General features: G+C 73.0%; 21 protein-coding genes. 10 read left to right on the top strand and 11 right to left on the bottom strand.

Annotated features, from left to right (window positions below; all coding sequences use genetic code 11):
• Positions 1-121: 121 nt before the first annotated feature.
• From ACFVSN_RS18655 to ACFVSN_RS18630, 6 genes are all read left to right on the top strand, one after another.
• Complete coding sequence (locus tag ACFVSN_RS18655; protein ID WP_387956173.1) at positions 122-1,144, top strand: ABC transporter substrate-binding protein; 1,023 nt, start codon at positions 122-124, stop codon at positions 1,142-1,144.
• Positions 1,145-1,186: 42 nt separating this feature from the next.
• The gene (locus ACFVSN_RS18650; RefSeq protein WP_387956172.1) at positions 1,187-2,134 is read left to right on the top strand and encodes a TauD/TfdA dioxygenase family protein; all 948 of its coding nucleotides are present in this window, start codon (positions 1,187-1,189) and stop codon (positions 2,132-2,134) included.
• Between the two features lie 54 nt (positions 2,135-2,188).
• Positions 2,189-3,052, top strand: a complete 864-nt coding sequence (locus tag ACFVSN_RS18645) for an ABC transporter permease (protein WP_387956171.1) — start codon at positions 2,189-2,191, stop codon at positions 3,050-3,052.
• Positions 3,053-3,065: 13 nt separating this feature from the next.
• Entirely contained in the window at positions 3,066-3,875 is an 810-nt protein-coding gene (locus ACFVSN_RS18640) for an ABC transporter ATP-binding protein (protein ID WP_387956170.1), read from the top strand.
• 59 nt (positions 3,876-3,934) lie between these two features.
• Positions 3,935-5,326: an LLM class flavin-dependent oxidoreductase gene (locus ACFVSN_RS18635; RefSeq protein ID WP_387956168.1), complete on the top strand. Its 1,392-nt coding sequence runs from the start codon at positions 3,935-3,937 to the stop codon at positions 5,324-5,326.
• A gap of 86 nt (positions 5,327-5,412) precedes the next feature.
• Positions 5,413-5,991, top strand: a complete 579-nt coding sequence (locus ACFVSN_RS18630; protein ID WP_387956166.1) for a hypothetical protein — start codon at positions 5,413-5,415, stop codon at positions 5,989-5,991.
• A 52-nt stretch (positions 5,992-6,043) separates the two neighbouring features.
• Here ACFVSN_RS18630 and ACFVSN_RS18625 read toward each other — a convergent pair whose 3' ends face one another.
• From ACFVSN_RS18625 to ACFVSN_RS18605, 5 genes are read right to left on the bottom strand one after another with little or no spacing between them, the layout of a single operon-like run.
• Positions 6,044-6,907 (bottom strand): LLM class flavin-dependent oxidoreductase, encoded by an 864-nt coding sequence (locus ACFVSN_RS18625; RefSeq protein WP_387956225.1) that lies wholly within the window; start codon positions 6,905-6,907, stop codon positions 6,044-6,046.
• Positions 6,908-6,927: 20 nt separating this feature from the next.
• Positions 6,928-7,698 carry an ABC transporter permease gene (locus ACFVSN_RS18620; RefSeq protein WP_380492183.1) on the bottom strand — a complete coding sequence of 257 codons (771 nt, stop codon included), beginning with the start codon at positions 7,696-7,698 and terminating at the stop codon, positions 6,928-6,930.
• A 55-nt stretch (positions 7,699-7,753) separates the two neighbouring features.
• Positions 7,754-8,662 (bottom strand): ABC transporter permease, encoded by a 909-nt coding sequence (locus tag ACFVSN_RS18615; protein WP_387956164.1) that lies wholly within the window; start codon positions 8,660-8,662, stop codon positions 7,754-7,756.
• A 3-nt stretch (positions 8,663-8,665) separates the two neighbouring features.
• The gene (locus ACFVSN_RS18610; protein ID WP_387956162.1) at positions 8,666-9,862 is read right to left on the bottom strand and encodes an ABC transporter substrate-binding protein; all 1,197 of its coding nucleotides are present in this window, start codon (positions 9,860-9,862) and stop codon (positions 8,666-8,668) included.
• 42 nt (positions 9,863-9,904) lie between these two features.
• On the bottom strand, positions 9,905-10,966 hold the full coding sequence (locus tag ACFVSN_RS18605; RefSeq protein WP_380492051.1) for an ABC transporter ATP-binding protein: 1,062 nt from the start codon (positions 10,964-10,966) through the stop codon (positions 9,905-9,907).
• A gap of 182 nt (positions 10,967-11,148) precedes the next feature.
• Here ACFVSN_RS18605 and ACFVSN_RS18600 point away from each other — a divergent pair, with 182 nt between their 5' ends.
• The 4 genes from ACFVSN_RS18600 to ACFVSN_RS18585 all read left to right on the top strand — a co-directional run bounded on the left by ACFVSN_RS18600 (position 11,149) and on the right by ACFVSN_RS18585 (position 17,464).
• Positions 11,149-12,681, top strand: a complete 1,533-nt coding sequence (locus tag ACFVSN_RS18600) for a PucR family transcriptional regulator (RefSeq protein ID WP_387956160.1) — start codon at positions 11,149-11,151, stop codon at positions 12,679-12,681.
• Between the two features lie 121 nt (positions 12,682-12,802).
• Positions 12,803-13,354: a DUF3592 domain-containing protein gene (locus ACFVSN_RS18595; protein ID WP_387956158.1), complete on the top strand. Its 552-nt coding sequence runs from the start codon at positions 12,803-12,805 to the stop codon at positions 13,352-13,354.
• Positions 13,355-13,483: 129 nt separating this feature from the next.
• Positions 13,484-14,659, top strand: a complete 1,176-nt coding sequence (locus ACFVSN_RS18590; RefSeq protein ID WP_387956156.1) for an FHA domain-containing protein — start codon at positions 13,484-13,486, stop codon at positions 14,657-14,659.
• An 84-nt stretch (positions 14,660-14,743) separates the two neighbouring features.
• The gene (locus tag ACFVSN_RS18585) at positions 14,744-17,464 is read left to right on the top strand and encodes a protein kinase (RefSeq protein WP_387956154.1); all 2,721 of its coding nucleotides are present in this window, start codon (positions 14,744-14,746) and stop codon (positions 17,462-17,464) included.
• Between the two features lie 136 nt (positions 17,465-17,600).
• Here ACFVSN_RS18585 and ACFVSN_RS18580 read toward each other — a convergent pair whose 3' ends face one another.
• The 6 genes from ACFVSN_RS18580 to ACFVSN_RS18555 all read right to left on the bottom strand — a co-directional run bounded on the left by ACFVSN_RS18580 (position 17,601) and on the right by ACFVSN_RS18555 (position 25,683).
• Positions 17,601-18,230 carry a DedA family protein gene (locus ACFVSN_RS18580; RefSeq protein ID WP_380500392.1) on the bottom strand — a complete coding sequence of 210 codons (630 nt, stop codon included), beginning with the start codon at positions 18,228-18,230 and terminating at the stop codon, positions 17,601-17,603.
• Positions 18,231-18,326: 96 nt separating this feature from the next.
• Positions 18,327-19,517, bottom strand: coding sequence for a hypothetical protein (locus ACFVSN_RS18575; RefSeq protein ID WP_387956152.1), 1,191 nt, complete (start codon positions 19,515-19,517; stop codon positions 18,327-18,329).
• Between the two features lie 99 nt (positions 19,518-19,616).
• Positions 19,617-21,353: a putative Ig domain-containing protein gene (locus ACFVSN_RS18570; protein WP_387956150.1), complete on the bottom strand. Its 1,737-nt coding sequence runs from the start codon at positions 21,351-21,353 to the stop codon at positions 19,617-19,619.
• 190 nt (positions 21,354-21,543) lie between these two features.
• On the bottom strand, positions 21,544-22,689 hold the full coding sequence (locus ACFVSN_RS18565) for a low temperature requirement protein A (RefSeq protein WP_387589002.1): 1,146 nt from the start codon (positions 22,687-22,689) through the stop codon (positions 21,544-21,546).
• 81 nt (positions 22,690-22,770) lie between these two features.
• The gene (locus ACFVSN_RS18560) at positions 22,771-23,862 is read right to left on the bottom strand and encodes a glycoside hydrolase family 113 (RefSeq protein WP_387956148.1); all 1,092 of its coding nucleotides are present in this window, start codon (positions 23,860-23,862) and stop codon (positions 22,771-22,773) included.
• A gap of 30 nt (positions 23,863-23,892) precedes the next feature.
• Positions 23,893-25,683: a DUF2334 domain-containing protein gene (locus ACFVSN_RS18555; protein WP_387956146.1), complete on the bottom strand. Its 1,791-nt coding sequence runs from the start codon at positions 25,681-25,683 to the stop codon at positions 23,893-23,895.
• Positions 25,684-25,733 lie beyond the last annotated feature (50 nt).

Genomic DNA, 25,733 nt, shown 5'->3' with positions numbered 1-25,733 from the left:
CCGGGAGTCCTGCCCGGCCCGCACCCCCTCCACCTTCACCGCTCGGCCCACCTTCACCGCTCGGCTCACCCCACGCCGACCGCGCTCCCCGTCACGTCGCGCCCACCTCCCTAGGAGCACCATGACTCCCCCCGCCGTCCGCCGTGCCCGGCCACTGGCCCTGGTCGCCCTGCTGTCCCTGGTCGCCGCCTGCGGCACCAGTGCGAGCGCCGACAGCGCCGCCGGGGGCGGATCCGGGCAGCTCACCCTGCACGTCGGTGACCAGGGCAAGTACCTGCAGACGCTGCTCGACACCTCCGGCCAGTCCCGGGGGCTCGGCTACCGGGTGGTCTTCGACCAGTTCAACAGCGGCCCGCTGGTCAACCAGGCGTTCGCCGCCGGGGCGATCGACCTCGGCGTGATGGGAGACACCCCCGCCATCTACGCCGCCGCCGCGGGAGTCCCCGTCGACGTGGTCGGCGTCAGCCACACCGTGGGCCCCGGCTACACGCTGGTGGCCCGGGCCGGCACCGGGATCCGTACCCTGGCCGACCTCAAGGGCCACAAGGTCGCCTACTCCAAGGGCACCGCCAACCAGGGCTTCCTGCTCCAGGCCCTCGACACGGTCGGCCTCAAGCAGCACGACGTCACGGCCGTGGACGTGCCGCTGCAGAACATCGGCGGCGTGCTGGAGTCCGGCACCGTCGACGCCGCCACCGCCTCGCCGCAGGACCTGATCACCTATGGCCGCGCGCACTCCGACGCGGTCACGCTGATCAACGGTCAGCAGGTGTCCTCCGGCTACACCTTCTGGCTCGCCGCGCAGAAGTCTCTCGGCGATCCGGCCCGCCGCAAGGCCCTGGTCGACCTGGTCGGCCGGATCGTCACGGCGAACAGCTGGAACCGGGCCCACCCTGACGCCTGGATCGACGCCTACTACGTCAAGGTCAACAAGCAGACCCCGGAGGTCGGCAAGCTCGTCTGGCAGGCCTCCGGGGAGACGGAGTTCGCCCCGCTGAGCGACCAGGTGGTCGCCGCCCAGCAGCGCCAGGCCGACCTCTTCCTCGCCAACGGCCAGGTGCCGAAGAAGGTGGACGTCTCCGGCGGGTTCCCCGCCGACGTCCAGCGCGACTTCAACCCGGCCGTCGCGGCCGGCCAACACTGATCGCCCTCCCACCCCCGTCGAAATCCCAGCAGAGGAGTTCCCGTGAGCAACGTCTCGGTGCGCCCGGTCGCCGGCCACATCGGTGCCGACGTCGACGGCGTCGACCTGTCCCAGCCGCTGCCGGCCGAGTCCGTGGAGCTGATCAGGCAGGCGCTGCACCGCCACAAGGTCCTGTTCTTCCGCGGCCAGCGGCTCGACCACGCCACCCAGATCGCCTTCGCCCGCCAGTTCGGCGAGCCGACCCACGCCCACCCGCACGACGACGCGCCGCCGGTCGACCACCCGCAGATCTTCACCATCGACCCGCGCCGCTTCGAGGAGCGCTACGGCGCCGGCTTCCGCGACGAGTACCGCCGGCGCCAGTACAGCTACTTCGACGGCTGGCACACCGACGTCACCGCCGCCGTCAACCCGCCGGCCGCCTCGATCCTGCGCGCCGAGGTGGCCCCCGACATCGGCGGCGACACCCAGTGGACGAACCTGGTGGCCGCCTACCAGGGCCTGTCCGCGCCGGTGCGGGCGTTCGTGGACACCCTGCGCGCCGAGCACCGCTACGGCGGCGCACGGGAGTTCGGCGCGGGCAGCGAGTACGCCAAGCGGATCGACGGCAACCTGCTGGTCGCCGTGCACCCGGTGGTGCGGGTGCATCCGGAGACCGGCGAGCGGGCGCTGTTCGTCAACCCCGGCTTCACCAGCCACCTGGTGGACGTCTCGGCCGCGGAGAGCCGGCGCCTGCTCGACCTGCTCTACGCCGAACTCACCCGCCCCGAGTACACCGTGCGATTCCGCTGGGAGCCCGGACACGTGGCCTTCTGGGACAACCGGGCCACCGCCCACCTGGCCCCGCGCGACCTGGAGCACCTGGACGTGGCCCGCACGCTGCACCGGGTCACCCTGATCGGCGACGTACCGGTGGGGCCGGACGGACGGGAGTCCGAGCTGGTGCACGGCCGCCCGTTCACCGCCGACCGCGTGGTCAGCCCGGTCTGAGCCCGGCCCGCCTGAAGAGAACCCGAAGAGAATCCGAAGAAAGGAGGACCCACCATGGCGACCGCCGCCCTCGCGTCCCCGCCCGCCGCCCCACCGGCCGACACCGCCCCGCTCGTCGACGCCGCCGGGCTGAGCCGGCCCCGCCGCGCCCGTCTGCCGCTGCCGCGGCCCGTACGGCGCCTGGCCGGACCGCTGATCCTGGTGGCCCTGTGGCAACTGCTCGGCAGCCTCGGGGAGATCGACCCCCGGGTCCTCGCCACCCCGGGCCAGGTGCTCGCCGCCGGCTGGGACCTGGCCCGCAGCGGGGAACTCGCGAGCAACCTGCTCGCCTCGCTGCTGCGGGTCGCGCAGGGCCTGGTGATCGGGGTGAGCCTGGGCGTGGTCCTGGCGGTGGCCGCCGGCCTGTTCCGGCTGGGCGAGGACCTGGTCGACTCCACCGTGCAGGTGCTGCGCTCGCTGCCGGTCCTCGGGCTGCTGCCGCTGGTCATCATCTGGTTCGGCGTCGGCGAGGAGCCCAAGGTCGCCCTGGTGGTGTTCGCCACCGTCTTCCCGGTGTACCTGAACACCTATGCCAGCATCCGCGGCGTCGAGGGCCGACTGGTCGAGTCGGCCCGGGTGCTGGGGCTCGGCCGCCTCGCACTGATCCGCCACGTGGTGCTGCCCGGCGCCGTCCCCGGTTTCCTGGTCGGCCTGCGCTTCGCGCTCACCAGCTCCTGGCTGGTGATCATCATCGCGGAACAGCTCAACGCCACCAGCGGCATCGGCTACCTGATGAACCAGGCCCAGGCCTGGTACCGCACCGACATCATCGTGCTCGGCCTGCTGATCTACGGGCTGCTGGGCCTGGGCGCCGACGCCGTCGTCCGCCTGCTGGAACGCCGGCTGCTCCGCTGGCGACGCGGATTCGACGGAAGCTGAGAGGAGTCGGACCATGACCACGGCCACCGCAGACACCACGGGCACCGCAAACACCACTCGCGCCCCTGACACCCCTGGCACCCCTGACACCAGCCCGGCCCAGGACACCGCGGTCCTCGCCCGCGGCCTGCACCGGTCCTTCGGGGACCGGCAGGTGCTGGCCGGCCTCGACCTGCACATCCGGCGCGGGGAGTTCCTGGCCCTGCTCGGCCGCAGCGGCTCCGGCAAAAGCACCCTGCTGCGCGCCATGGCCGGCCTCGATCCCGACTTCCGGGGCCGGTTGCTGGTACCGCGGCGGCGCTCCGTGGTCTTCCAGGAGCCACGCCTCCAGCCCTGGAAGCGCGTACTGGACAACGTGGCGCTGGGGCTGCCGGGGCCGCGCGCCGCGGCCCGCTCCCGGGGCCTGGCCGCCCTGACCGAAGTGGGCCTGGAGCAGCACGCCCGGGCCTGGCCGGTCACCCTGTCGGGCGGCGAGGCGCAGCGGGCGGCCCTGGCCCGGGCCCTGGTCCGGGAGCCCGAGCTGCTGTTGCTGGACGAGCCGTTCGGCGCGCTCGACGCGCTGACCAGGATCCGGATGCACGGCCTGCTGCGGGAGCTGTGCCGGCGGCACCGGCCGGCCGTGCTGCTGGTCACCCACGACGTGGACGAGGCGGTGCTGCTGGCCGACCGGATCGTGGTCCTGGACGAGGGGCGCCTGGGTGAGGCCCACGAGGTCCGGCTGCCAGCGGAACGGCCGCGCAGTCACCCGGAGTTCGGGCGGCTGCGGGCCGCCCTGCTGGCGGAGCTGGGCGTGCCGGCCGGGCCGGACGGGGAGGCGCCCTGACCGACCGCTGCCGTCGTGACCCCGAACAACCCTGTGACCGAACGGAACGGAACCGAACCATGACCTCGGCCGAGCGCCAGCTGCACCTCAACCTGTTCATCCTCGACACCGGCCACCACGAGGCCTCCTGGCGGCTTCCCGAGTCCGACCCGCTGGCCCACGTCGACCTCGATCACCACCGGAACCTGGCGCGGATCGCGGAGGCGGCCACCTTCGACTCGGTCTTCCTGGCCGACGCCCCGGTGCTGTGGGGCGACGTGGGCCAGCGGCCGAGCGGCCGGCTGGAGCCGACGCTGCTGCTGGCGGCGCTGGCGGGCGCGACCAGCCGGATCGGCCTGATCGCCACCGCGTCCACCAGTTACAACGACCCGTACAACCTGGCCCGCCGGTTCAATTCGCTGGACCACGTCTCGGGCGGGCGCGCGGGCTGGAACATCGTCACCACCGCCGGTGACGCCGCCGCCCGCAACTTCGGCCTGGACGCCCAGCCCGCGCACGCCGATCGGTACGAGCGCGCGGCCGAGTTCCTGGAGGTGTCGACGCTGCTCTGGGACAGCTGGCAGGACGACGCCGTGGTGGCCGACAAGGAGCGCGGCGTGCACGCGCTGAACGACCGGGTGCGCCCGATCGGCTTCGCCGGCCGCCACTTCCGGGTCGAGGGCGCGCTGAACGTGCCGCGCTCGCCGCAGGGGCACCCGCTGCTGGTGCAGGCCGGCTCCAGCGAGAGCGGCAAGGACTTCGCGGCGCGCTGGGCGGAGGCGGTCTTCACCGCGCAGCCGACGCTGGCCGAGGGCCGGGCGTTCTACGCCGACGTGAAGCGGCGCGCCGCGGGCTTCGGCCGGGACCCCGAGCTCCTGAAGATCCTGCCCGGGATCGTGCCGGTGATCGGCGACACCGAGGCCGAGGCGCGGGAGTTGGAGGCCGAGCTGGACCGGTTGATCCGTCCCGAGTTCGCCCGGCGGCAGCTCGCGGGCCTGCTCGGCCTGGAGCCGGAGCAACTGCCGTTGGACGAGCAGCTCCCGGCCGACCTGCCCGCCGAGGACCTGATCGAGGGCGCCAAGAGCCGCTACACGCTGATCGTGGAGCTCGCCCGGCGCGAGCGGCTGACGGCCCGCCAACTGATCGGCCGGCTCGGGGGCGGACGCGGCCACCGCACGTTCGCCGGGACCGCCGAACAGGTCGCCGACACGATCGAGGAGTGGTTCCGCCACGGCGCGGCGGACGGGTTCAACATCATGCCCGCCGTCCTGCCCTCGGGTCTGGAGGTGTTCGCCCGGCGGGTGGTCCCGATCCTGCGCGAGCGCGGCCTGTTCCGCACCGAGTACACCGGCACCACCCTGCGCGACCACTACGGCCTGCCCCGTCCGGCCGGCCGCTCCGGCACCGCCGCGAGTCGAGCTGCGAAAATCCCGGCCCCAGGGCATCGCCGCCCTCGGTCATGTACCTTTTGAACGCTGATGACTGACCGTTCATCAGATAGCTGATCCGATGACTGGCGCAGGGGCGTGACGTGGCTTCTCCTTCTTCCGACCCATGGTTGAAGCAGCACACCGTTCAGATTGCCGCGGCGATCATCGCGGCCATGGGGGCGATCGCAGTGGCCTTCATCAGCGGCGCCTTCTCGCACCCTTCCTCGGCCTCGCAATCCCCCGGATCACCCGTCGGAGTCTCGGTTCCGACTCCCACGCCGACCCCGGAACCAGCGTCGAGCCGGCCCCCGTCTTCTCCTGCTCCGGCAACTGCGCCGGCATCCGCCACACCAGGTGCCGAAGCAGGAGAAGGCGGCGCGGACAGCTGGATCGCACAGCTCTACTCCGAACCGGTCTCCACGGGCATCGCCACTCGCGACCAGCGGCTGGCACAGGTCAGGACCGACGTACCGACGGCCCAGGTCCTGCGGAGCGACGACTTCGCCTCACTGCGCCCTGGGTACTGGGTCGTCTACGACCCGGGTCCCTTCAGCGACGGTTCCGCGGCTCTCGCCTTCTGCGCAACACACGGCCGCGTCGGCCAGGACCGGTGCATCGGCCGCTTCCTGAGCCATCACGCCGCGGACTTGCCGTACCAGTGCTTTCCGCCGGCCGCCAACCCGTCCGGCTACTGCAGGCATGGTTGACGATGCAGGGGAACGGTCGCATGCGCGGCCCGAGCCGGCGGCGGGCGGGTCGTCAGAGCACCGGCGGGCCGGCCTCGATGCGGCGCAGGACCGGGGTGAGGCGGTCGAGGTCGGGGCCGGTCTGGAGCCGGCGTTCGTCCCACCAGGTGGCGCCGGCGTCGTGGAGGGGGCCGATCAGGTCCCTGGCCCTGGCCGCGTCCGGGGGCGTGGCTCCGCCGAGCACGAACTCGAACGGGCGGTCGGGCTCGGCCGTGCGCTGCCCGCGGACGTAGCCGATCAGGTCCCGGACCTCGGCCGCGTCCGGCACGTGGCCGTGCCGGGCGCGTTCGAAGAGCGGGACCGCGCCATCGAAGCGGGCCGCGCGGCGCATGGGTGGCCGGCGCGGCCAGAAGCCGCCGATCCAGACCGGCGGGCCGGGCCGCTGCACGGTGGCGGGCAGCAACGTCACGTCGCGGGCCTCGTAGTGCGTGCCCCGGTGGTCCACCGGGGTGCCGGACCAGAAGCGCCGCAGCAGGTCCAGGCCTTCGTCGAGCCGCTCGGCCAGGACGCGCGGGTCGGCGGTGTCGCCGAAGCTGCGGTACTCGTCGTCCACCGGGCCGCCCAGGCCCGCGGCGAAGACGACCCGCCCGCCGCTGAGGTGGTCCAGGGTGGCCACCTGGCGGGCGAGTTGCTGCGGGCGGTAGCGCGGGACCGGTGTCAGCAGGGTGCCGATCCGGATCCGGGTGGTCGCGAGCGCGGCCGCGGTCAGCAGCATCCAGGGGTCGCCGAACGGCCGTCCCTGGTGGTGCCGGTGCAGGACGTGGTCCCAGACGAACAGCCCGTCCCAGCCCGTGTCCTCGGCGGCCACGGCCACGGTCGCGACGTTGCGGGGATCGGCGAAGTCGCCGAAGTTGGGGATGTTGACGGAGAAGCGCATCCCCGTGCGTTCCGACGGGATCACGACCGGCCTCCAGGGGTGTCGGCGGAAAGGCGTTGGGCGAGGTACACCGGGACGACCGAGAGCAGGACCAGGACCGCGGCGACGACGTTGACGACGGGCGCCTGGTTGGGCCGGGCCAGGTTGGCGTAGATCCACACGGGGAGCGTCCGGACGCCGGGGCCGGCCGTGAAGGTGGTCACCACGATCTCGTCGAAGGAGAGCGCGAACGCCAGGAGCGCGCCCGCCAGCAGGGCGGACCGCACGGCGGGGAAGGTCACGTAACGGAAGGTCTGGAAGGTATGCGCGCCGAGGTCGGCGGAGGCCTCCTCGGCCGAGGGCGACATGCGGCGCAGCCTGGCGACGACGTTGTTGAACACGACGACGATGCAGAAGGTCGCGTGCCCGATGACGACGGTGAGCAGCCCGAAGCCGATGCCCGCCGGGCCGAGGACCGTGCGGAAGGCGGCGTTGAGGGCGATGCCGGTGACGATGCCGGGCAGGGCGATCGGCAGGATCACGAGGAACGATACCGTCTGCCGGCCGAAGAAGCGGTGGCGCTGGACGGCGAAGGCGGTCATGGTGCCGAGGACGAGCGCGACCAGCGTCGCCCCGGCGCCCGCCTGCACGGAGGTGACGAGCGCGGTGCGGGCGCCGTCGGACTGCCAGGCCCGGACCCACCACTCGGTGGTGAGTCCGGTCGGCGGCCAGGCGAAGGAGCGGTCCTTGTTGAGCGAGTTGACCAGGACCAGGAGCAGCGGCAGGTAGACGACGGCGAGGCCGGCGATCATGGCCGTGCGCAGCGCGATCCGGGCGCGGCGGGAGAGGATCACTGGTGTTCGCCCCCTACAGCGAGTCCAGGGCGCCGGTGCGGCGCACGGCGAGCAGGTAGCCGACGATCATCACCACGGGCACGCAGGACAGCGCGGCGGCGAGCGGCAGGTCGAGGGTCACGTTGTCGGCGATCGCGGTGCCGAGCATCTGCGTCTTCCCGCCGACGATCCGCACGGCGATGTAGTCGCCGAGGCTCAGCGAGAAGGTGAAGACGGAGCCGGCGAACACCGACGGCAGGACCTGTGGCAGCACTACCGAGCGGAACGTCCGCCCGGCGGAGGCGCCGAGGTCGGCGGAGGCGTCGAGGAGGTTGGCCGGCAGGTTCTCCAGCCCCGCGTACACCGGCAGGATCATGTACGGCAGCCACAGGTACGCGAGGACGACGACGACCGCCGCCGTGCCGTACCCGGGGCTGGACAGCCCGAGCGGCGCGCCGAGCCAGTCCAGCACGCCGCCCTGGCCGAGGATGACCCGCCAGGCGTACGCCTTGACGAGGTAGCTGGCCCACAGCGGGGTCAGGACGGCGACCACCAGGAGCTTGCGGGTGCGCGGGCGGGCGATCCGGGCCATGTAGAAGGCCATCGGGAACGCCACCACGGCGTCGATCACCGTGACGGCGGCGGCGATGCCGAGCGTGCGCAGGGCGATCGCCCGGTAGACCGGCTCGGTGAGGACGGTGGTGAAGTTGGCGGTGTTCCAGGTCCGGACGACGTCGGAGGTGAAGTCGTCGACCGTCCAGAAGGCGGAGAGGAGCAGGACGGCGAGCGAGCCCAGGTAGGCGAGCACGAGCCAGGCCATCGGCGCCGCCAGCAGCAGCGCGAGCCGTAGGCCGGCGTGCCGGTGCAGGACGGACGCCGCCCGGCGCAGGCCGCCGCGCCGCCCGGGTCGGGCCAGGGGCGGGGCGGCCACGTCGATCGTCACCGGTCAGCCCTTGATCTCGGTCCAGGCGGCGGTCCAGGCGGCGTAGTCGGTGCAGGGGGTGCTGCGGCCGTCCAGGCAGTTCTTGACCGGGGTGGTCCAGTAGTAGACGTTCTTCCAGTACGGCTCGTCGGTGGCGTGGAAGGTCGTGCAGAAGTTCTTGTCCGCGGTCTGGTCGCAGGCCTTGGCGTTGGCCGGGGCCTCGCCGAACCATTCGGCGACCTGGGCGTTGGCCTTCGGCGAGACGATCCAGTTCATCCACTGGTAGGCGCAGTTCGGGTGCGCGGCCTTCGCCGACACCATCCAGGTGTCCGACCAGCCGGTCGCGCCCTCCTTCGGCAGCACCGCCTGGACCGGGGCCTTGTCGGCCTGCGCGAGGTTGGCGATCACCTGCCAGGTGGTGCCGACGACGGTGTCGCCGGTCTTGAAGGAGTTCTCCGCCTTCTGGTAGTCGTTCCAGTACTCGCCGACGGACTTGTGCTGGGTCTTCAACAGGTCGACGGCTGCCTTGAGTTGGGCCTGGTCGAGGGCGTAGGGGTTCTTGATGCCGAGTTCGGGCCTGGTCTTCATCAGGTAGAGCGCGGCGTCGGCGATGTAGATCGCGGAGTCGTACGCGGTCACGTGGCCCGCGTACGACGAGGCGCCGTCGAAGACGACGCTCCACGAGTCCGGCGCCGGCGAGACCTTGTCGGTGCGGTACATCAGTAGGTTGGCGCCGCGGCCGTGCGGGATGCCGTACATCTGGCCGCCCACCGAGTTCCACGGCTGGTTCTTGAGTCCCTCGAAGATGTCCGCGTAGATCGGGACGAGGCTCGTGTTGACGGGGGCGACGTCGCCGGAGGCGATCAGGCGCAGCGTCGCGTCGCCGGAGGCCGAGACGGCGTCGTACTGGCCGGTCTTCATCAGCGAGACCATCTCGTCGGAGGTGCCGGCGGTCTTCGTGCTGACCTTGCAGCCGGTCTGCTGCTCGAAGGGGTGGACCCAGTCGACGTTCTTGTCGTCCGCACCGTCCTCGGCGTAGCCGGCCCAGGCGACGAGGTTGACCTGGCCCTCGCCGGCGCCCAGGGACTGGAGCATCGGGAGCTTCGGCGGGTTCGGGCCGTGTGCGCCGGTCGTTGCGGTGTTGCTGCTGCAGCCCGCGAGCAGGAGGACCGCGGCGGTCGCGGCGGTCGTCGCGGTGCGGGCGATCGAGGGGATGCGCATGGGGTGTCTCCGATCTTCAGGGGAGAGGAATTGCGGGGTGGACTACCGGCCGACGCGCACGGTGTGCTTCCGCTGCCAGGCCAGCACGACGTCCGTGCCCCGGTGGCGGACGACGTCGGCCGAGCCCTCGTCGAGGTTCTGCCGGACGGCGGTCAGCCGCCCGCCCGCCTCCAGGTCGACCAGGAACCGGGTGTGGCCGCCCGCGTAGACGACCTCGGCCACCCGCCCGGTCGCCGACAGCTCGTCCGGCCCGGCGGGATCGTCCGGGTGCGCTATCCGGATCTTCTCCGGCCGGATGCTGAACGGCCCCGCCTCGCCCACGACCTGCTCGGCCGCCGCGCCGTCCAGCAGGTTGGAGGTGCCGACGAAGCCCGCGACGAAGGCGGTGGCCGGGTGCTCGTACACCTCGGCGGGCGAGCCGACCTGCTCGATCCGCCCCGCGTTGAACACCGCGACGCGGTCGCTCATCGTGAGGGCCTCGTCCTGGTCGTGGGTGACGAACACGAAGGTGATCCCGACCTCGCGCTGGATCCGCTTGAGCTCCGCCTGCATCTCGTGCCGCAGCTTCAGGTCCAGGGCGCCGAGCGGCTCGTCGAGCAGCAGCACCTTCGGCCGGTTCACCAGCGCCCTGGCGAGCGCCACCCGCTGGCGCTGGCCGCCCGAGAGCCGGGCCGGGCGGCGCCGCTCGAAGCCGTCGAGCCGGACCATCGCGAGCGCCGCGCGCACCCGCCGCGCCCGTTCGGCCTTGGGCACCCGGCGGACCATCAGTCCGTAGCCGACGTTCTGCTCGACCGTCATGTGCGGGAAGAGGGCGTAGTCCTGGAACACCGTGTTGACGTCCCGGTCGAACGGGGCGAGTCCGGTGACATCGGCCCCGCCCAGCAGGACCCGGCCGGCGGTCGGCGACTCGAAGCCCGCGATCATGCGCAGCACCGTGGTCTTCCCGGAGCCCGACGGGCCGAGCATCGCGAAGAACTCGCCCTCGCCGATCTCCAGGTCCACGCCGTCGACCGCGCGGACCTGGCCGTCGAAGCTCTTGGCGAGCGCTTCGAGCCGGACCGCCGCGGGCGGCGGGGCCGGTCGGGGCGCGTGGTCGTCGCTCATCAAGTCCTGCGGCCTTCCTGGTCGGTGTCCCGTCGTCGCTGCCGTCCGGATGGCGCTCGGGTGGGTGTCATGCAACGGACGAACGGCTCGGCGCTCGGAAACCTAGGGGGATTCCCCCGATCCGGCTATGGACGCCCGCACGGTCTTCCGCCGCCGAGTTGTGCGGCGCTACAGTCCGGCGCATGTCGGTGACCCTGCGCGAACTGCTTCGGGAAGAGGCCCTCGGCCTGCGGCTGTGCACCGGCCCGGCCGGGGCCGAACGCGTCGTGCGCTGGGTCGCGGTGACCGAACTCGCCGATCCCACGCCGTGGATGACGGGCGGCGAGCTGCTCCTCACCACGGGCCTGCGGCAGCGGACCGCCGCCGCCCAGACCGCCTTCGTCCAGCGGGTGGCCGCCGCCGGCGCGTCGGCGGTCGGCTTCGGCACCGGGCTGAGCCACCCGACCGTCCCGCGGGCGACGGTGGCCGAGGCCGGGCGGCTGGGCCTGGCCGTCCTGGAAGTCCCGTACGAGACGCCGTTCATCGCGGTGAACCGCCTGGTCGCCGAGCGGATCGCGGCCGAGGACCACAGCGCGCAGCGGCGGCTCGTCGACCAGCACGACCTGCTGGTCCAGGCGCTGCTGGGCGACGAGGGCCTCGGCGCGCTGCTGCGGGTGCTGCGGCGGGCGTGCGGGTCCGAGGTCGCCGTGCTCGACCGGCACGGGACGGTCCTCGCCGCCGCCCCGGAGCGGTCCGACGCACTGATCGAGGAGGTCCGGGCGGCCGGGCCGGACTTCGCGGAGTCGCCGGGTGGCCCGGTCCGGCTGCCGGTCCAGGTCGACGGCATGCTCGCGGCGTTCCTCTGCCTGCGGTCGGCCGGCGACGCCGCGGACGTGCTGCCGTACGCGGTGCGGCTGGTCGGCCTGGAACTGGCCCGCCGACAGGCCCACCTGGCCGGGCGGCGGGAACTGGCCGGCCAGGTCGTCGAGGACATCGTCCGGGACGTGATCGCCCCGGCCGCCGCCGAGCGCAGGCTCGCCGCCTTCGGGCTCGACGCCAAGACCGCCCACCGGGTCATCCTGGGCAGCCTCGGACCGGACGGCGGAGGGCCCGCGGCCGACCGGCGGCTCGCCCGGCTGCCCTGGCTCACGTCACCGGCGCCGGGGCGCCCCGACTCCCCCGAACCCGTGCTCACCGCAGTCGTCGACCGGTACCTGGTCGCGGTGGTCCCGCAGTCCGCCCCCGTCGACGCCCTCGCCCGGCGCTTCGGCACCGCCCTCTCCGGCCTCGACACCCGCGCCTCCGTCGGGATCGGCGGCTGCTACCGGGGCGTCGACGGCCTGCGCTGGAGCTGGTTCGAGGCCCAGGCCGCCCTCACCCGCGGCCCCGGCATCCACACCGGCGACCCGCTCAACCTGCCGCGCCTGCTGCTCTCCAGCCCCGATCTGCCGCTCAAGCAGCTCGCCACCGAGGTGCTGCGCCCGCTCACCCGCTTCGACGAGGCCAACCAGGCCGACCTCGTCACGACCCTGCACGCCTACCTGGCCGCCGACTGCTCGGTCCAGGCGGTCGCCGACCGCCTCTACGTCCACCGCAACACCGTCCGCTACCGCCTGGACCGGATCGAACGCCTCACCGGCCGCTCCCTCCAGTCCATGCAGGACCGCTTCCAGCTCTGGCTCGCCCTCCTCGCCGCCTTCCCCGACCGCGAGCCGGCGAACTCCCGGCCCGACTGACCGGCTCCGGCTGACCGGCTTCGGCCGACCGGCTCCCTCGGGCGGGAACCGGATGGCGCCCGACGTCCGTCCTGGACACCGGAGTTCATGCGTTCGACTGGCATCCACGGGGGGATGGAACGTGTCGGAGAGCGGCAATTTCATCGGAGTGTTCTTCGTCATCGTCGGACTGGTGTTCGCCGGGGCGGGCCTGGCGTCGGCGATCGGCGTGGCCGGCGGGGCCAACCGGCGGGCGCGGATCCTGCAGGACGGAGTGCCGGCCGAGGGGCGGTGCCTGCAGACGTACGTGACGGTCGAGCGGCGGGTGGGCTCGGACCTGTCCGACCCGGGCCGCCACGTGCGGCACACGATCATCGGGTTCCGCACCGCGGACGGCCGCGACATCCGCATCGAGGAGACGTCGGGCGTACCGCGCGTCGTCGGTGACCACGTGCCGGTGCGCTACCTGCCCCTCGAACCGCACGTGGCGATGGCGGTCGACCGCAACCCGGCCGGACAGGCGGCGGCCTCCGGCGCGCGGGTCGCGATGGGAGTGGTGTTCATGGTCGTCGGGCTGATCGTCGTCGTCATCGGCATCGGCATCGCGTCGAGCGGCTTCGGCTCGGGACCGCCGCACGTCCCCGGCTTCCCCGCGCCGCAGGAACCCGGCCCCGGGAGTTACGACTTTCCGTAGGGCCGGCGGGTCGCGCAGCCGCCCGGCCGTGGTGAGACCCGGCGGGATCGACCAACTGCCCCTTGCCGCGCGCCCGATCCGGCTAGCCTCGTACCACCGGTCGGGGCGCGGGAGCGTGCGGGAGTGGAAGTGGCCAGTGATCAGCCGCAGTTCCGGCGGATGGAACGTCATCTGCGCGGCGGCGCCGAGGACGTCGACTACCTGATCGACCTGTCGAACGTCGTGCGGGAGACCGCGCTCGGCGGGGAGGCGCCCCGGGCGCTCGGGCGGCTGCGCCTGGTCCTGCGCGCCCTGCGGGAGTTCACCGGCGACGACCGGGTCACCGTCCACGCGATCGCCGACGACAGCCTGATGCGGCCGGAGTCCGACGGGCAGTACCCGCACCCGGACGAGCCGCGCCTGCTGCGCGAGTGGCGGGACCGGGGGCTGATCGCCTCGGTCGGCACCGCCGACCTCGACCTGCTCGAACAGGCCGACGAGTACCGCATCAGGGTCGTCAGCGGCGACAACTTCATCGGGCACCGGGCGGAGCACCGGTGGATCCAGGGCAACCGCGACCGCTTCCTCAAGCCGGTGCGCCCGCACGGCGGCCCGGTCCGGCTCGTCCCGCGCGACATGCGGGTCTACTCCGACCGGGAGATCTCCCGCGAGGGCGAGAAGGACCGGCTGCGGGGCGACGGGATGCTCTTCGAGGGCCGGCCGCGGCGCAAGGTGCTGGAGCGCTCCTGGCGCTGCCCCCTGCCGGGCTGCCACCCCGCCCCGGCCTTCCGGCGCCGGCGGGTGGTCTGCCGCACGCACGGCACGCTGCTCACCGACAGCGGGCCGCGCCGTCCCCGCGTCCAGCTGAAGGTCATGGTGGACGGGCAGTGCCGGGCCTGGCACAACCTGGTGCAGGACGAACGCGTGGAGTTCGTCCTCGGCCGGGCCAACCTCGACCGCATCGAGCCGTGCCACCTCGCCGAGGAGCGCCGCAAACCGATCAGCCGCGAGCACCTCGTCCTCACCTCCCGCCGCGGCGCCCTCCAGGTGCTCGACACCAGCCTGGCCGGCTGCGCGATCCGCACCGCCCGGCCCGGCGCACGGCCCACCGCCTGGACGGACCTTCCGCGCCTGCGGGAGGAGTCGCCGCAGCGCCCGCGGGAGTCCCTGTTCCGCCCCTTCGGCCCGGACGACGAGATCCTGATCGCCCCCGGCGTCGTCCTGTGCCGCAGCGGCCAGCAGTGGCCCGGGGAACGCCCCGAGGCGGTGCAGGCCAAGGCGCCCCGGCGCTCGCCCACGGCGGACGAGCCCACCCGGCCGGGCTGAGCCGGAGCGGCCGGCGAACCCGAAGCGGACGGCGGACCCGGTCCAGGCCGGCGGAACAGTCAAAGAGGCGACGAGGAAGAAGAGTTGGAACACCTCTGGAACACCGATCCGGAGCGGATCGGCCCGTACCGGCTGTACGGCAGACTCGGTGAGGGCGGCTACGGAACGGTCTACTACGCCCGCCGGATCGAGCCGGGCGACTGGGCGGGGCGCGAGGTCGCGCTCAAGGTGATCCGGCCGGACCGCCTGGCGAGCGACCAGCGCACCTACCGCGAACGCTTCGTCCGGGAGGTGCGGGCGGCCCGCGCGGTCGGCGGCCGGCACACGGCCAGGGTCGTCGACGCCGACACCACCGCCGACGAGCCCTGGTTCGCCACCCGCTACATGCGCGGCATCGACCTCCGGTCGGCGCTCCGCTCCTGCGGCGGCCCGCTGAAGGGGCGCACCTGGCAGGTCCTCGCGGCCGGGCTGGTCGACGCGCTGACCCGGATCCACGCCGTCGGCCTGGTCCACCGGGACCTCAACCTCTCGAACGTCCTGCTGGACAGCCACGGCCCCTGCGTCATCGACTTCGGCATCGCCCGCGACCTCACCCGCACCGACGGGACCGCCCTCACCGGGGCGGGCAACCCCGGCACCCGTGCGTTCTCCTCGCCCGAGCAGCTGAGGAACCGGCCGGTGGAACGGCCAGGCGACGTGTTCTCCCTCGGGCTGGTCCTCGCCTACGCGGCGCTCGACCGCCATCCGTTCGGAGCCGGCTCCGAATCGGAGATCACGGCCGGCATCCTCGCCGGCCGGCCCCGGCTGGACGGCCTCCCGGCGGCGGTCGCCAAGGTGGTCCGCCCGTGCCTGGAACCCCTCCCGCAGAACCGGCCGACCACGGACCGGCTCGCCGCCCTGCTGCCGGCCGCCGAACCGGACGTCACCGGCTGGCTGCCCTCCGCCGTGCTGGCCGCCATCGTCGACCGCTGGCAGGTCGCGAACGAGCTGCGCGAGCCGCTGCGCCGCCGGCCCGCGACCGGGGGTCCGCGGCAATCGCTGACCGTGCCGCCGACCGCGCCCGGCCTGTCCCCCACCGCCGACGGCTGGAACCGCGAGGACCGCGACCTCGCGGCGTCGCCGACGGACAGCGGAAAGCGGCAGGGGACGACCCAGCCGCCGACGGCGGCGAAGCAACCGGCTGCGACGCAGCCCGCTGTGAAGCAACCGGCGGCGAAGGGGACTGCGGCGAAGCAACCCCCGGCCGCCCAAGCCGCAGCGCCGAAGGAGAAGCCCGCCAAGCCGTACGCCGGCGAGCCCGGGGCCAAGTGGCGGGCCGCCGCCGAGGCCGGGAACGCCAACGCGATGCGCCAGGTCGCGCTGGCCGTTCGGGCGACCGGCGACCTGCAGGCCACCCTCTACTGGCTGTTGCTGGCCGCCGGAGCGGGCAACACGACCGCCGCCCGCGAGGCGGCGCAGCTGATCGAACGGTACTTCCCGCACCGCGGGCCCGAGGCCGTCACGCTGTACCGGTCGGCCGCGCGGGCCGGCGAGTCCCAGTCCATGATGCGCCTGGGCACGCTGGCGGAGGCCGAACCGGGCGGCGCCGGACGGGCCGAGGCGCTGGTCTGGTTCGAGCGCGCCACGGCCAAGGGCTCCAACCAACAGGCCACCGACGCCGTGGCCCGGCTCAGGAGCACCCGGCCCAAGACCGGCGTCTCCTGGCGCGAGCGCGCGCTCCTGACCGCCTACCAGGACGCACCACCGGGCAACGAGGGCGCCACGGCGTTCGACCTCGCGAGCTGGTACCACAAGGAGACGCGCGTCCCCGAGGCGCTGCACTGGTACCTGAAGGCCGCCCAGGCCGACCACGCGCACGGCATGCTGCTGGCCGCGGAGCTCCTCGAACAGACCGGCCGGGCCGAGCAGGCGCTCACCTGGTACCGGCGCGCCGCCGAGAAGCGCCACCCTGCGGCCGGCAAGGAAGTGGAACGGCTGCGCACGGGGCTGGAGCGCACCCCCGGGCCCTCGGGCGCGGCGGCAAAGGCGCCTGCCAAGGCACCGGTGCAGACACCCGCGAAGAAGCCCGCCAAGAAGGCCGCCGCCGCCAAGACGTCCACGCCGGCCAAGGGACCCGCAAAAGCGCCCGCCAAGGCGCCGGCGAAGGCCCCCGCGAAGGTGCAGATCCCCTCCACCTCGCTCTCCGCCCGGGAGCAGGCGCAGTTCCACGAGCTCAACGGCCATCCGGCACACGCACTCACCTGCTTCCTGGCGGCCGAGCAGCAGGGTGACCCCACCGCACCTCGCGAGGTCGCCCGCCTCTCACTGGCACTGCACGAGACCGCCACCACGAGCGAGGAGCGCAAGCGGCTCAGAAGGGCGGCCGTCAAGCGCTACCGCGCCCTGGCCGAGGCCGGCGACCGCGCCGCCGCGTCGATCATGGCCACCCTCGACCCCGCCCGCACCCGCCACTGGCTGGAACAGGCGGCCGCGGCGAACGACACCGGGGCGATGCGGAAGCTGGCCCGCCTCCACCTGGAGTCGGGCACCGCCCAGGACCACCGGACCGCGCTCGACTGGCTCCACCGAGCCGGCGAGGCCGGCAACCTGGGGGCGATCCTGGACGGCGCCCGCGCGCTGGAACGCAACGGCTCGTACCGGGCGGCCATCGAGTGGTACGGCTGGGCCGACGAACGCGGCCACCCCGGCGCGGCCGAGCAGGCCGCCCGGATCGAGGCCGAACACCCCTTCGCAGCGGCGCTGCGCCTCTTCTCGAAGAGGACCTGGCTCCGCCCGCGGGACGACCGCACGGGTCGGAACACCTAGAATGTCAGCTCCGGAACCCGGAGGATCACCGCTGCCAGAGGAACGCGGCCCCACCGCACTCGCGGCACGTCGGCCACACGAACCCGTCCGGGACGAGCGGGATTCCGCCGGTGCGCCCCCAGGAGCGGGAGCAGCCTCAGGACTTCTCCTCGCGGCGCCGCGCTCGGCGCCTGCGGAGGTGCCACGCGACGATGGCGATGACGACGAGGGCGGCCAGCGCGATCGCCGCGACGCGGCCCGCGACGCCCTCGACCCGGCGGTAGGCGGCGCCGGCGAAGTAGCCGAGGAGGGTGCAGCCGACGCCCCAGGCGATGCCGCCGACGGCGTTGTAGAACAGGAAGCGGCGGTAGGGCATGCGGGAGGTGCCCGCCAGTGCGGGCACCATCGTGCGGAGGAAGGCGATGAACCGGCCGAAGAAGACGGCGGCCGAACCGCGTCGGCTCATGAAGTCCCGCGCCCTGTCGATCCGTTCCTCGTGGCGGCGCAGCGCGCGCGTGTGCAGGAGGGACGGCCCGAAGCGGCGGCCGATCTCGTAGCCGACGGAGTCGCCGAGGATGGCGGCGCCGACGACGGCGACCGTGATCCACGCGAGCGAGACCTTGCCCTGGTGGGCGAGGAGGCCGCCGAGGATCGCGGAGGTCTCGCCGGGGACGACGAAGCCGACGAATCCCACGAAGATCGCGTCCTCGGCGAAGACCAGCGTCGCGACGACGGCGTACACCACCGGTCCGGACAGTCCGCGCAGCCAGTCGGTGATCACGTTCATCGGCGCACCCCGCTCGGGATCACCCTCCCATGATCCCGCCGGAACGCCCCGACCGCCCACGACCACCCCGGGTGACCACCCGGTGACCACCGGTCCTCAGCGCGTCGGGCGCCTGCCCTTGCGGTGGTCCTGCTTCGGAAGGATCTGCCCGAGCATCGTCGGCCCCGAGGGTTCGCTGCGCGCGGGCGCCTTCGGGAGCGGCGTCTCGCCCTCGAAGACGAAGGTCCGGCCGCTGATCTCGACCCACACGGACTCGTGCAGCAGCAGCCGCTGCCCGCGCCGCAGCTGCCACGTCCGCCCGGGCCGGACCTCGCGCTCCGCGCCGTCGGCCGAGCGGACCCGGCAGCCGTTGGTGCTCGTGTCGTGCGCTTCCAGGACGCCGTCGTGGCAGGCCAGCCGGACGTGCGAGCGGCTGACGAGGTGGGTGGCCGCGCCGGTGAGCCACGGGCCGATCAGGACGGCCCGCTGCCCCTTGCGGGCCACCGGGTCGCGTCCCACGACGACGTCGTGGCCGGCCACGACAACGACGCGCGTCTGCACCTCGTCGTTCACGTGGATCTTGACCTCGACCTGGCTCGGGCGCGGCCCGCGGTCGATCAGCGGCAGCCGGTGCGTCGGGCAGACCGCCCGGCCGCGGTCGTGCCGCGGCAGCGCCTGCCCCGCGCCCGTCCGGCGCCCGCCCTCGAAGAGCCGGCAGCCGCGCTCCGGGCAGCGCCAGAGCCGTTCGAGGAACTCGCGGCGCGGGCCGCTGCCGGTGCGCCGGTCGAGCATCCCGGCGGAGAGCAGCAGGCGTTCCTCCTCCTTGCGCGTGATCTGCCAGTCCTCCGGTACGGGCATGACCCGCCGGGCGATCCCGACCCGGCCGCCGGGCAGGGGGACGGGCTTCACGAAGCGGTCGCGGTTGCCGGAGATCCACGGGTAGCGCCGGTGGAACTCGACGAAGCCGTCGTCGCTCACGACCGAGACGCCGGAGAGGTCGGCGATCTCTATCAGCCGGTCGTCCGCGACCGTTCGCGGCTCCATCAGACCGGCCTCGACCCAGTCGTGCAGCTGCGCCCGCTCGGCCCGGGTGAGGTAGGAGTCGGTGAGCAGCGAGTCGTCGACGACGGCGTAGATCTGCAGGGTGTGGTCGCCCACGTGGGAGGCCAGCGCGCGGCAGAGTGCGGTGAGCCGCTCCAGGTCGGCCTTCCGGGCGCTCAGGAGGGCGTCGTCGCGGACGACGTTGGAGACGTCGACGACGAAGTCGGCCGAGGCCGGGTCCAGCGTCAGGAATTGCTCCGCAGACATGGGCCGAGGCTAGCAGTGGCGGTGTTGAGCCGCCGTCAATGTCGCGGACTCTCATGCCGGTTGCCCTCCTTCTCATGAAGGAGGGCAACCGGGGCCGGATCACGCCACGTTGACGGCGGTGTCGTCGAGGACGAAGGAGGTCTGCTTGGTGTAGTCCTCCGAGCCGCTGAACTTGAGGGTCACGCTCTGCCCGGCGTACGCGGACAGGTCGAGGGTGTGCTGCTGGTAGCCGGCGGCCGCGTTGACGTTCGAGTAGGTCGCCAGGGTGGTGCCGTTCGCGGTCACCGTCAGCTTGTCGAAGGCGGTGGTGCTGCTCGCGGCGGTGTCGATGTGCAGCCAGAAGCTGAGGTTGTAGGTGCTGCAGCCGGCCGGGAGGGTCACGGTCTGGGCGAGGGTGTCGGTGTTGGTGGTGCCGTACCCGTCGAGCCAGGCGTCGTAGGTGCCGGAGTGCGGCGGCTCGCTGGAGCCGCTGTTGATGGTGCTGGTGCCGCTGGTGTTGGTCTCGGTCCAGCCGGCCGTCGAACCGGCCTCGAAGCCCGGGTTGGCGAGCAGTTGGGCGGCGGTGCAGCCGCTGCCGCCGCCGGCGGGCTGGACGGTCCAGGTGAAGGTGACGGAGGAGGACGGGCCGGTGGAGTCGGTCGCGGTGGCCGTCACGGAGTAGCTTCCGGCGGTGGTGGGCGTGCCGCTGATCAGGCCGGTCGTGGCGTTGACGCCCAGGCCGGCGGGCAGGCCGGAGGCGGCGTAGGTCAGGGTGCCGCCGGCCGTGTCGGTGGCGGACAGCTGGACGCTGGTGGCCGTCCCCGCGGTGGCGGTGCGGGCACCGGGGTTGGTGAGGGTGACGCTGCCGGTGGTGCTGCCGCTGCCGGCGAGCCAGGCGGTGGCGTTGAGACCGAGCGCGGCGTCGGTGCCCGCCGGGTCGTTCCAGCCGTTGTAGACGGTCTTGCCGGGCTCGCCGGTGCCGTCGTCGATGGCGGAGCTGTCGCCCCAGATGGCGACGCGGCCCTTGCCGAAGCTGCTGGTGGCGAAGAACGCGCCGGTGGTGCCGGAGTAGCCGGTGCGGTAGACGATGCCCTTGACGGAGGGGTTGTCGGCGGGCTTGAGGGTGAAGGTGGTGCCGTTGCGGATGATGCTGCCGGTGACGGTGCCGAAGGGGCCGTGCAGGACGGGGTCGGCGGCGTCGCTGATCGCCCGCGGGTTGTCGGTCTGGATGTTGAGCAGGTCGACCGAGAGCCCGAACGGGTCGTTGCTGTTGACCGAGTTGGTGGTCATCAGGTCGTTGAGGATGGCCGGGGAGTCCCAGCCGTCGTTGTTGCGGTCGCTGCCGGTGTGGTCGGAGATGAGGAAGAGGCCGCCGCCGTTCTGGACGAAGGTCATGACGGCGGTCTTCTCGGAGTCGCTGAGCCGGATGTTCGGCTCGGGCAGGACGAACTCGTCGAAGTTGGCGAGGTCCAGCGCGCCGCCGGTGCCGTAGGTGATGGTGGAGCCGCTCGGCAGCGTCTTGAGGCTGTACTGGCCGGTCTTCTGGAGGGCCACGCCCCAGGCGGAGATGGCGCCGGTCCAGTCGGTCTCCGACTGCGGGTTGGCGTTCTCGGCGAGCGGGTCCGGCTGGCTGGTGCTGATGATCCAGTCCGCGTTGCCGGCGGTCTCCGCCTTGCTGTTGTCGAACAGGACGCGGTGCTGCGCGGTGGTGGCGGGGGCCGCGGCCGGGGCGGTCGTGGCGTTCGCCGTGGTCGTCGCCGCGGCGGCCCGGTGGGGGACGGCGCTCGATCCGGCGAGGACGGTCAGGACGACCGCCCCCAGGGCGAGGGGACGGATGGTGTCGAGGCGTCTGAGCATGGGTCAAGTCCTCCGTGCAGTGGGGGTACAGGGGGGCGGTGCTACGCGCGTAGGCGCGCCGGACACCGTTCCATGATGGAGCAAGCGGCGCTTGAACGGAACGCGACGAATCAACGTTCCGCACCGCCTCCACATCCCCATAAACGGAAGACGGCCAGTCAGTTCGCGACGCCGTCACGATGACGGCCGGTCAACCCCGTCGGGCGGCGCTGCGGTGGCGGGCGAGTTTGGCCAGGGCGAACACCACCAGGGCCGCGCAGGCCACCGCAGCCCAGGCGGGGAGGAACACCGAGGCGGGTGCCAGGCCGGCCAGGGTGAGGAGCAGGGCGGGCAGGTACCAGCCGAGGACGGTCCGCGGGCCGTCGCCGTAGCGCAGCGAGATGGCGGCGTTGGCGGTGTAGAAGGCGAGGACGCCGCCGCACAACGCCCAACGGGCGCCCACCGGCAGGTGGTGCGTGGGCGCGGCCACGGCGGTGCCGAGGGCGGCGGCGATGACGGTCACGCCGGAGACCAGGACGAACGGGAGGTACATCACCGTGTCGCGGATGGCCCGGTCGGACCGTTCGGCCTGGACGTGGGCGAGTCCGCGCGCCGCCTCCGTCGTGCCCCAGACGAAGAAGACCATCGCGAGTTCGGCGACCACGACGAAGGCGAGCAGCGCCGTCGCCCCCGACGCCCGGGTGAAGTGGGCGGACAGGGTGACGCCGATGGTGTAGACGCTCTCGCCGAGCACGATGACGACGAACAGGCTGATCCGCTCGACGAGGTGCTCGACCGACAGCCGGGCGTAGAACTCGGCGCTGATCCCGGCGCGCACCGACAGCAGCACGACCTCCAGCACCGTCGCCGCGCCCCAGAGGACGAACCTGCCCGGCCCCGGCACGACGGCGGAGACGGCCCAGAGCACCGCGGGCAGGAGGCAGTAGAGGACGGGCCGCCAGACCGGCAGCGGGCTCCCGGGCCGCCGCGCCCGGTCGAGCCAGATCGCGAAGAACCCCAGCCGGACCCACGCCGCGCCCAGCGCGTACGCCCACGCCCGCGATCCGAGCCCTTCCGGCGCCGCCGCGGCCATCAGCCCGAGCGCGGGCATCGTCCCGAGGAGCAGGGCCTGGCCGCGGGGGCGGTCCGAGCCGACCACGTTGATCGTCACCGTGAGGTTCGCCCACGCCCACCAGGCCGGGAAGAACAGCACGAGGAACGTGCCGAACTCCTTCGCCCCGGGGTCGCCGTGCAGCCCCTGGGCGAGGACGCTCACCACGACCACGAACACCAGGTCGAAGAACAGCTCGAACCAGCCGGCCCGCTGTTCCTGTGGCGTCTCCTCGTGCTCCTGCATGCGACCACTCTGCCCGCCCGGCGCCGCCCCCGCCCCCGCGGCGCTCCGGCCGCGCCCCGGCGCCCTACCCGCGCGACGGCGTCACCCGGCCTGCGTCCACCACTTCTTCAGGACGTCCTCCGCCGGCTTCCCGTGGGGCGTGTACGCGAGCTTCTTCTTCGTCTCGCCGCTGTCGGGCCAGTCGTCCCACATCCACCAGCAGACGCCGGCCCACCACGGCTTGCCGTCGAAGGTGGCGAGCAACGCCTCGTAGGCGGCGGCCTGTTCGGCATCGCCGTCGCGCTTGCTGACGGTCCAGGAGTAGGGGGCGGTCGTCGTGCCGCGCTGGCTGACGTAGCCGGCCTCGGTGAAGAGGATCTTCCGCTGCCGGCTCTGGGAGAACGCGGCGAGCTCGTCGGCGATGGGCTGCCACGCCTGGCGCAGCTGGGCCGGGTCGGTCGTCGCCTTGTCGGTCAGCGGCCAGTAGGCGTCGATGCCGATGACGTCGAGGTCCTTCCAGAAGGGGACCTTCTTGTACTCGTCGTAGTTGGCGGCGTACGTCAGCGGGCCCTTGAAGCGGTCGCGGACGGCGGCGATGACGCTGCTCCAGTGCGCGCCGTCCTGGGAGGTGCCGGCGAGTTCGGTGCCGACGGCGAGCTGGTCGACGCCGTTGTCGGTGGCGAGTTGGGCGTAGTGGGTGATGAGGCCCTGGTAGGCGGTGAACCAGGCGTCCGGGTCGGACGGCCTGATCTCGGCGCGGTCGCCGCCCTCGGTCAGGTCGACGTGGGGCTTGATCATCGTCTTGAGGCCCGCGTCGTGGGCGAGGCGGATGATGTTGCGCAGGCTGTCGTCGGCGGCGGTCTCGTCGGTGGTGCGCATGGCCGAGTCGGTGACCCGGTCCTGGTACCAGGTGGGGGTGAAGGTCACCCACCGGGTGCCGGTGGCGGCGATCTGCTGGATGTAGGTCGCGGCCTGCGGGCTGTCGTAGTCGTCGGTGTTCCACGAGGGGAGCGTCATGCCGCGCATCTCGCTCGTCTTCCCGTCGTCGGGTCGGCCGGTCGGTGGTGCACCGGCCGAGGAGGGGCTGGGCTTGGGCTTGTCCTCGTCGTCGCCGGACTCCGCGGAGCATCCGGCGGCGACGAAGAGGACGGCCAGCGCCGCGAGGGCGGCGGCCGACCTCTTCACCGGGTTCACTGCTGAGAGCTCCTCACCTGTTCGGGCCGCTCAGTTGGCCAGGTCCATCGGGCCGACGAAGGTGTAGCCGAGGGCCCTGATGCCGTCGATCGTCTGCTGGAGCGGCGCCACGGGGTAGTACGGGTGGTAGAAGAAACTGGCCACCCCGTCGCGGACGGCGAGGTTGGCCCTGGCCGAGTTGATCAGGTCGGCCGGGAGCCGTGCCGGGTGGTTGTTGACGGGCACGGGCTCGTAGTTGCCGATGTCCTCGGGGAGCACGGTCGTACCGTAGACGTCCTTGACCGCGTACGGGAAGAACTGCCCGATGTAGCGGCCGGGGTTCACGGGCGCGCCGCTCAGCGTTCCGGCGAAGTACAGCGGACGCTCCAGCCGGGCCGTGTAGTTCTGGCCGAAGACCCGGTAGTCGGCGGCCGAGGCGGCGTAGTGCGGGGTGGTCCAGAGGGCGGGCCTGGGCAGGCCGGCCGCGGCGAAGCCGGCGAGGGCCGCGGTCACCCGGGACTGGGCCCAGGCGGTGGAGTCCTCGGCGGGCGGCCCGTCGTAGACGACGTTGTTGGCGGCGTCGACGTGCGAGCGGAAGAACTCGAAGTCGTCGGCCGTGACGCCGGTGTAGGGGTTGTTGACGTTGCCGTACTGGTGCGTGTAGCCGTGGTTCATGAGGACGGCGCCGTGCGCGAGCATGTACTGGAGCGCGGCGACGACGTCCGGGGCCTGGGCCAGGGTGATGGTCTGGGGCGTGCCGTTGTTGTAGACGCCCCGGGGGTCGGTGTAGACGGGGATGACGTTGATCCCGTAGGGGATGTTCTGCGAGGCCAGGTAGTCGGCCATGGTGCGCAGTTCGGTCGGGTCCGACCCCGGGCTGATGTCCTCCAGGCGCACGAACGCGCGGTGGCGCTCGGTGGTCGCCGGGGCGAGGGCGTCGAAGAGGAGGTCCTCGAACGCGACCACGCGGTCCGACTCGGACACGTAGGCGAAGGGGATCTCGCCGACGTAGGTGAGGTTGGCGGAGCGGATCGCCCACGGCGTGACGGCCCCGGTGGAGGCGTCCGTGGCCAGCGCGAGCTGGTTGACCTGCGGGTAGCCGGCGCCGGAGAGGGCGGGGTGCAGCACGCCGCCGTCCGCGCCCGCGGGGATCTTCCGGGTCAGCGTCTGGCCCTTGTACGTGACCTGGTTGATTGTCCCGACGCTGCCGTTGGTCGAGAAGTAGGAGTTGGTCGGGTCCCAGCCGTACTTCTTCTTGAAGTTCTCGATGCCGACGGCGTTGGCCATGTTCCAGACGTTGTCGCCGATCCAGTCGACCGGCTTGGCGGTCGTCATGACGTCCTGGTAGAACGCCGCCGGGACGTCGTCCGGGATGGAGCCGCCGTAGTACGTCGAGCCGACGTAGAAGGTGGCCGAGTACTGCTCCACCAGGCCGGGGGTGTACGCGGAGACCGGCTTGGCGGTGACGGTGCCGAAGTGGCCGGCGAGGTTGGCCGTCGCCATGGCGTAGAGCTCGCCGAGGTAGCCGTAGGGGCCGGTGGTGTCGTAGAGGACGAGGGCCGAGGCACCGGCCGCGGCGGTCGGGGCCTGGACGGACGGGCGCGCGGCCGCGGCAGCGGGGGCCGCCGCCGGAATGACGGGGAGCCGGTGCGCCCGGCGCTTGAGGTCGTTCACCCGCTGGGCGGCGCTCCAGGCGGCCAGGTCCGCGGAACCGGCCCCGGTGGCCGGACCGGACGCGGCGGCGGCGAGCAGCCCGCCGGACGGAACGGCCGGATTCCCGGCGCCGCCCGTCGCCTCGGCACCGGTGGAAAGTCCGACGCCGCCCAGCAGGGCGGTGATCACGGTCAGAATGAGCGGGACCCGGGCAACCGGGATTCTCCCTCTCGCCTTGC

The organism is Kitasatospora sp. NPDC057904 (assembly GCF_042887925.1).
Classification (GTDB): Bacteria; Actinomycetota; Actinomycetes; order Streptomycetales; family Streptomycetaceae; genus Kitasatospora.
Note: the sequence above shows the minus strand (reverse complement) of the source record. Positions and strands in the feature narration are given on the sequence as shown.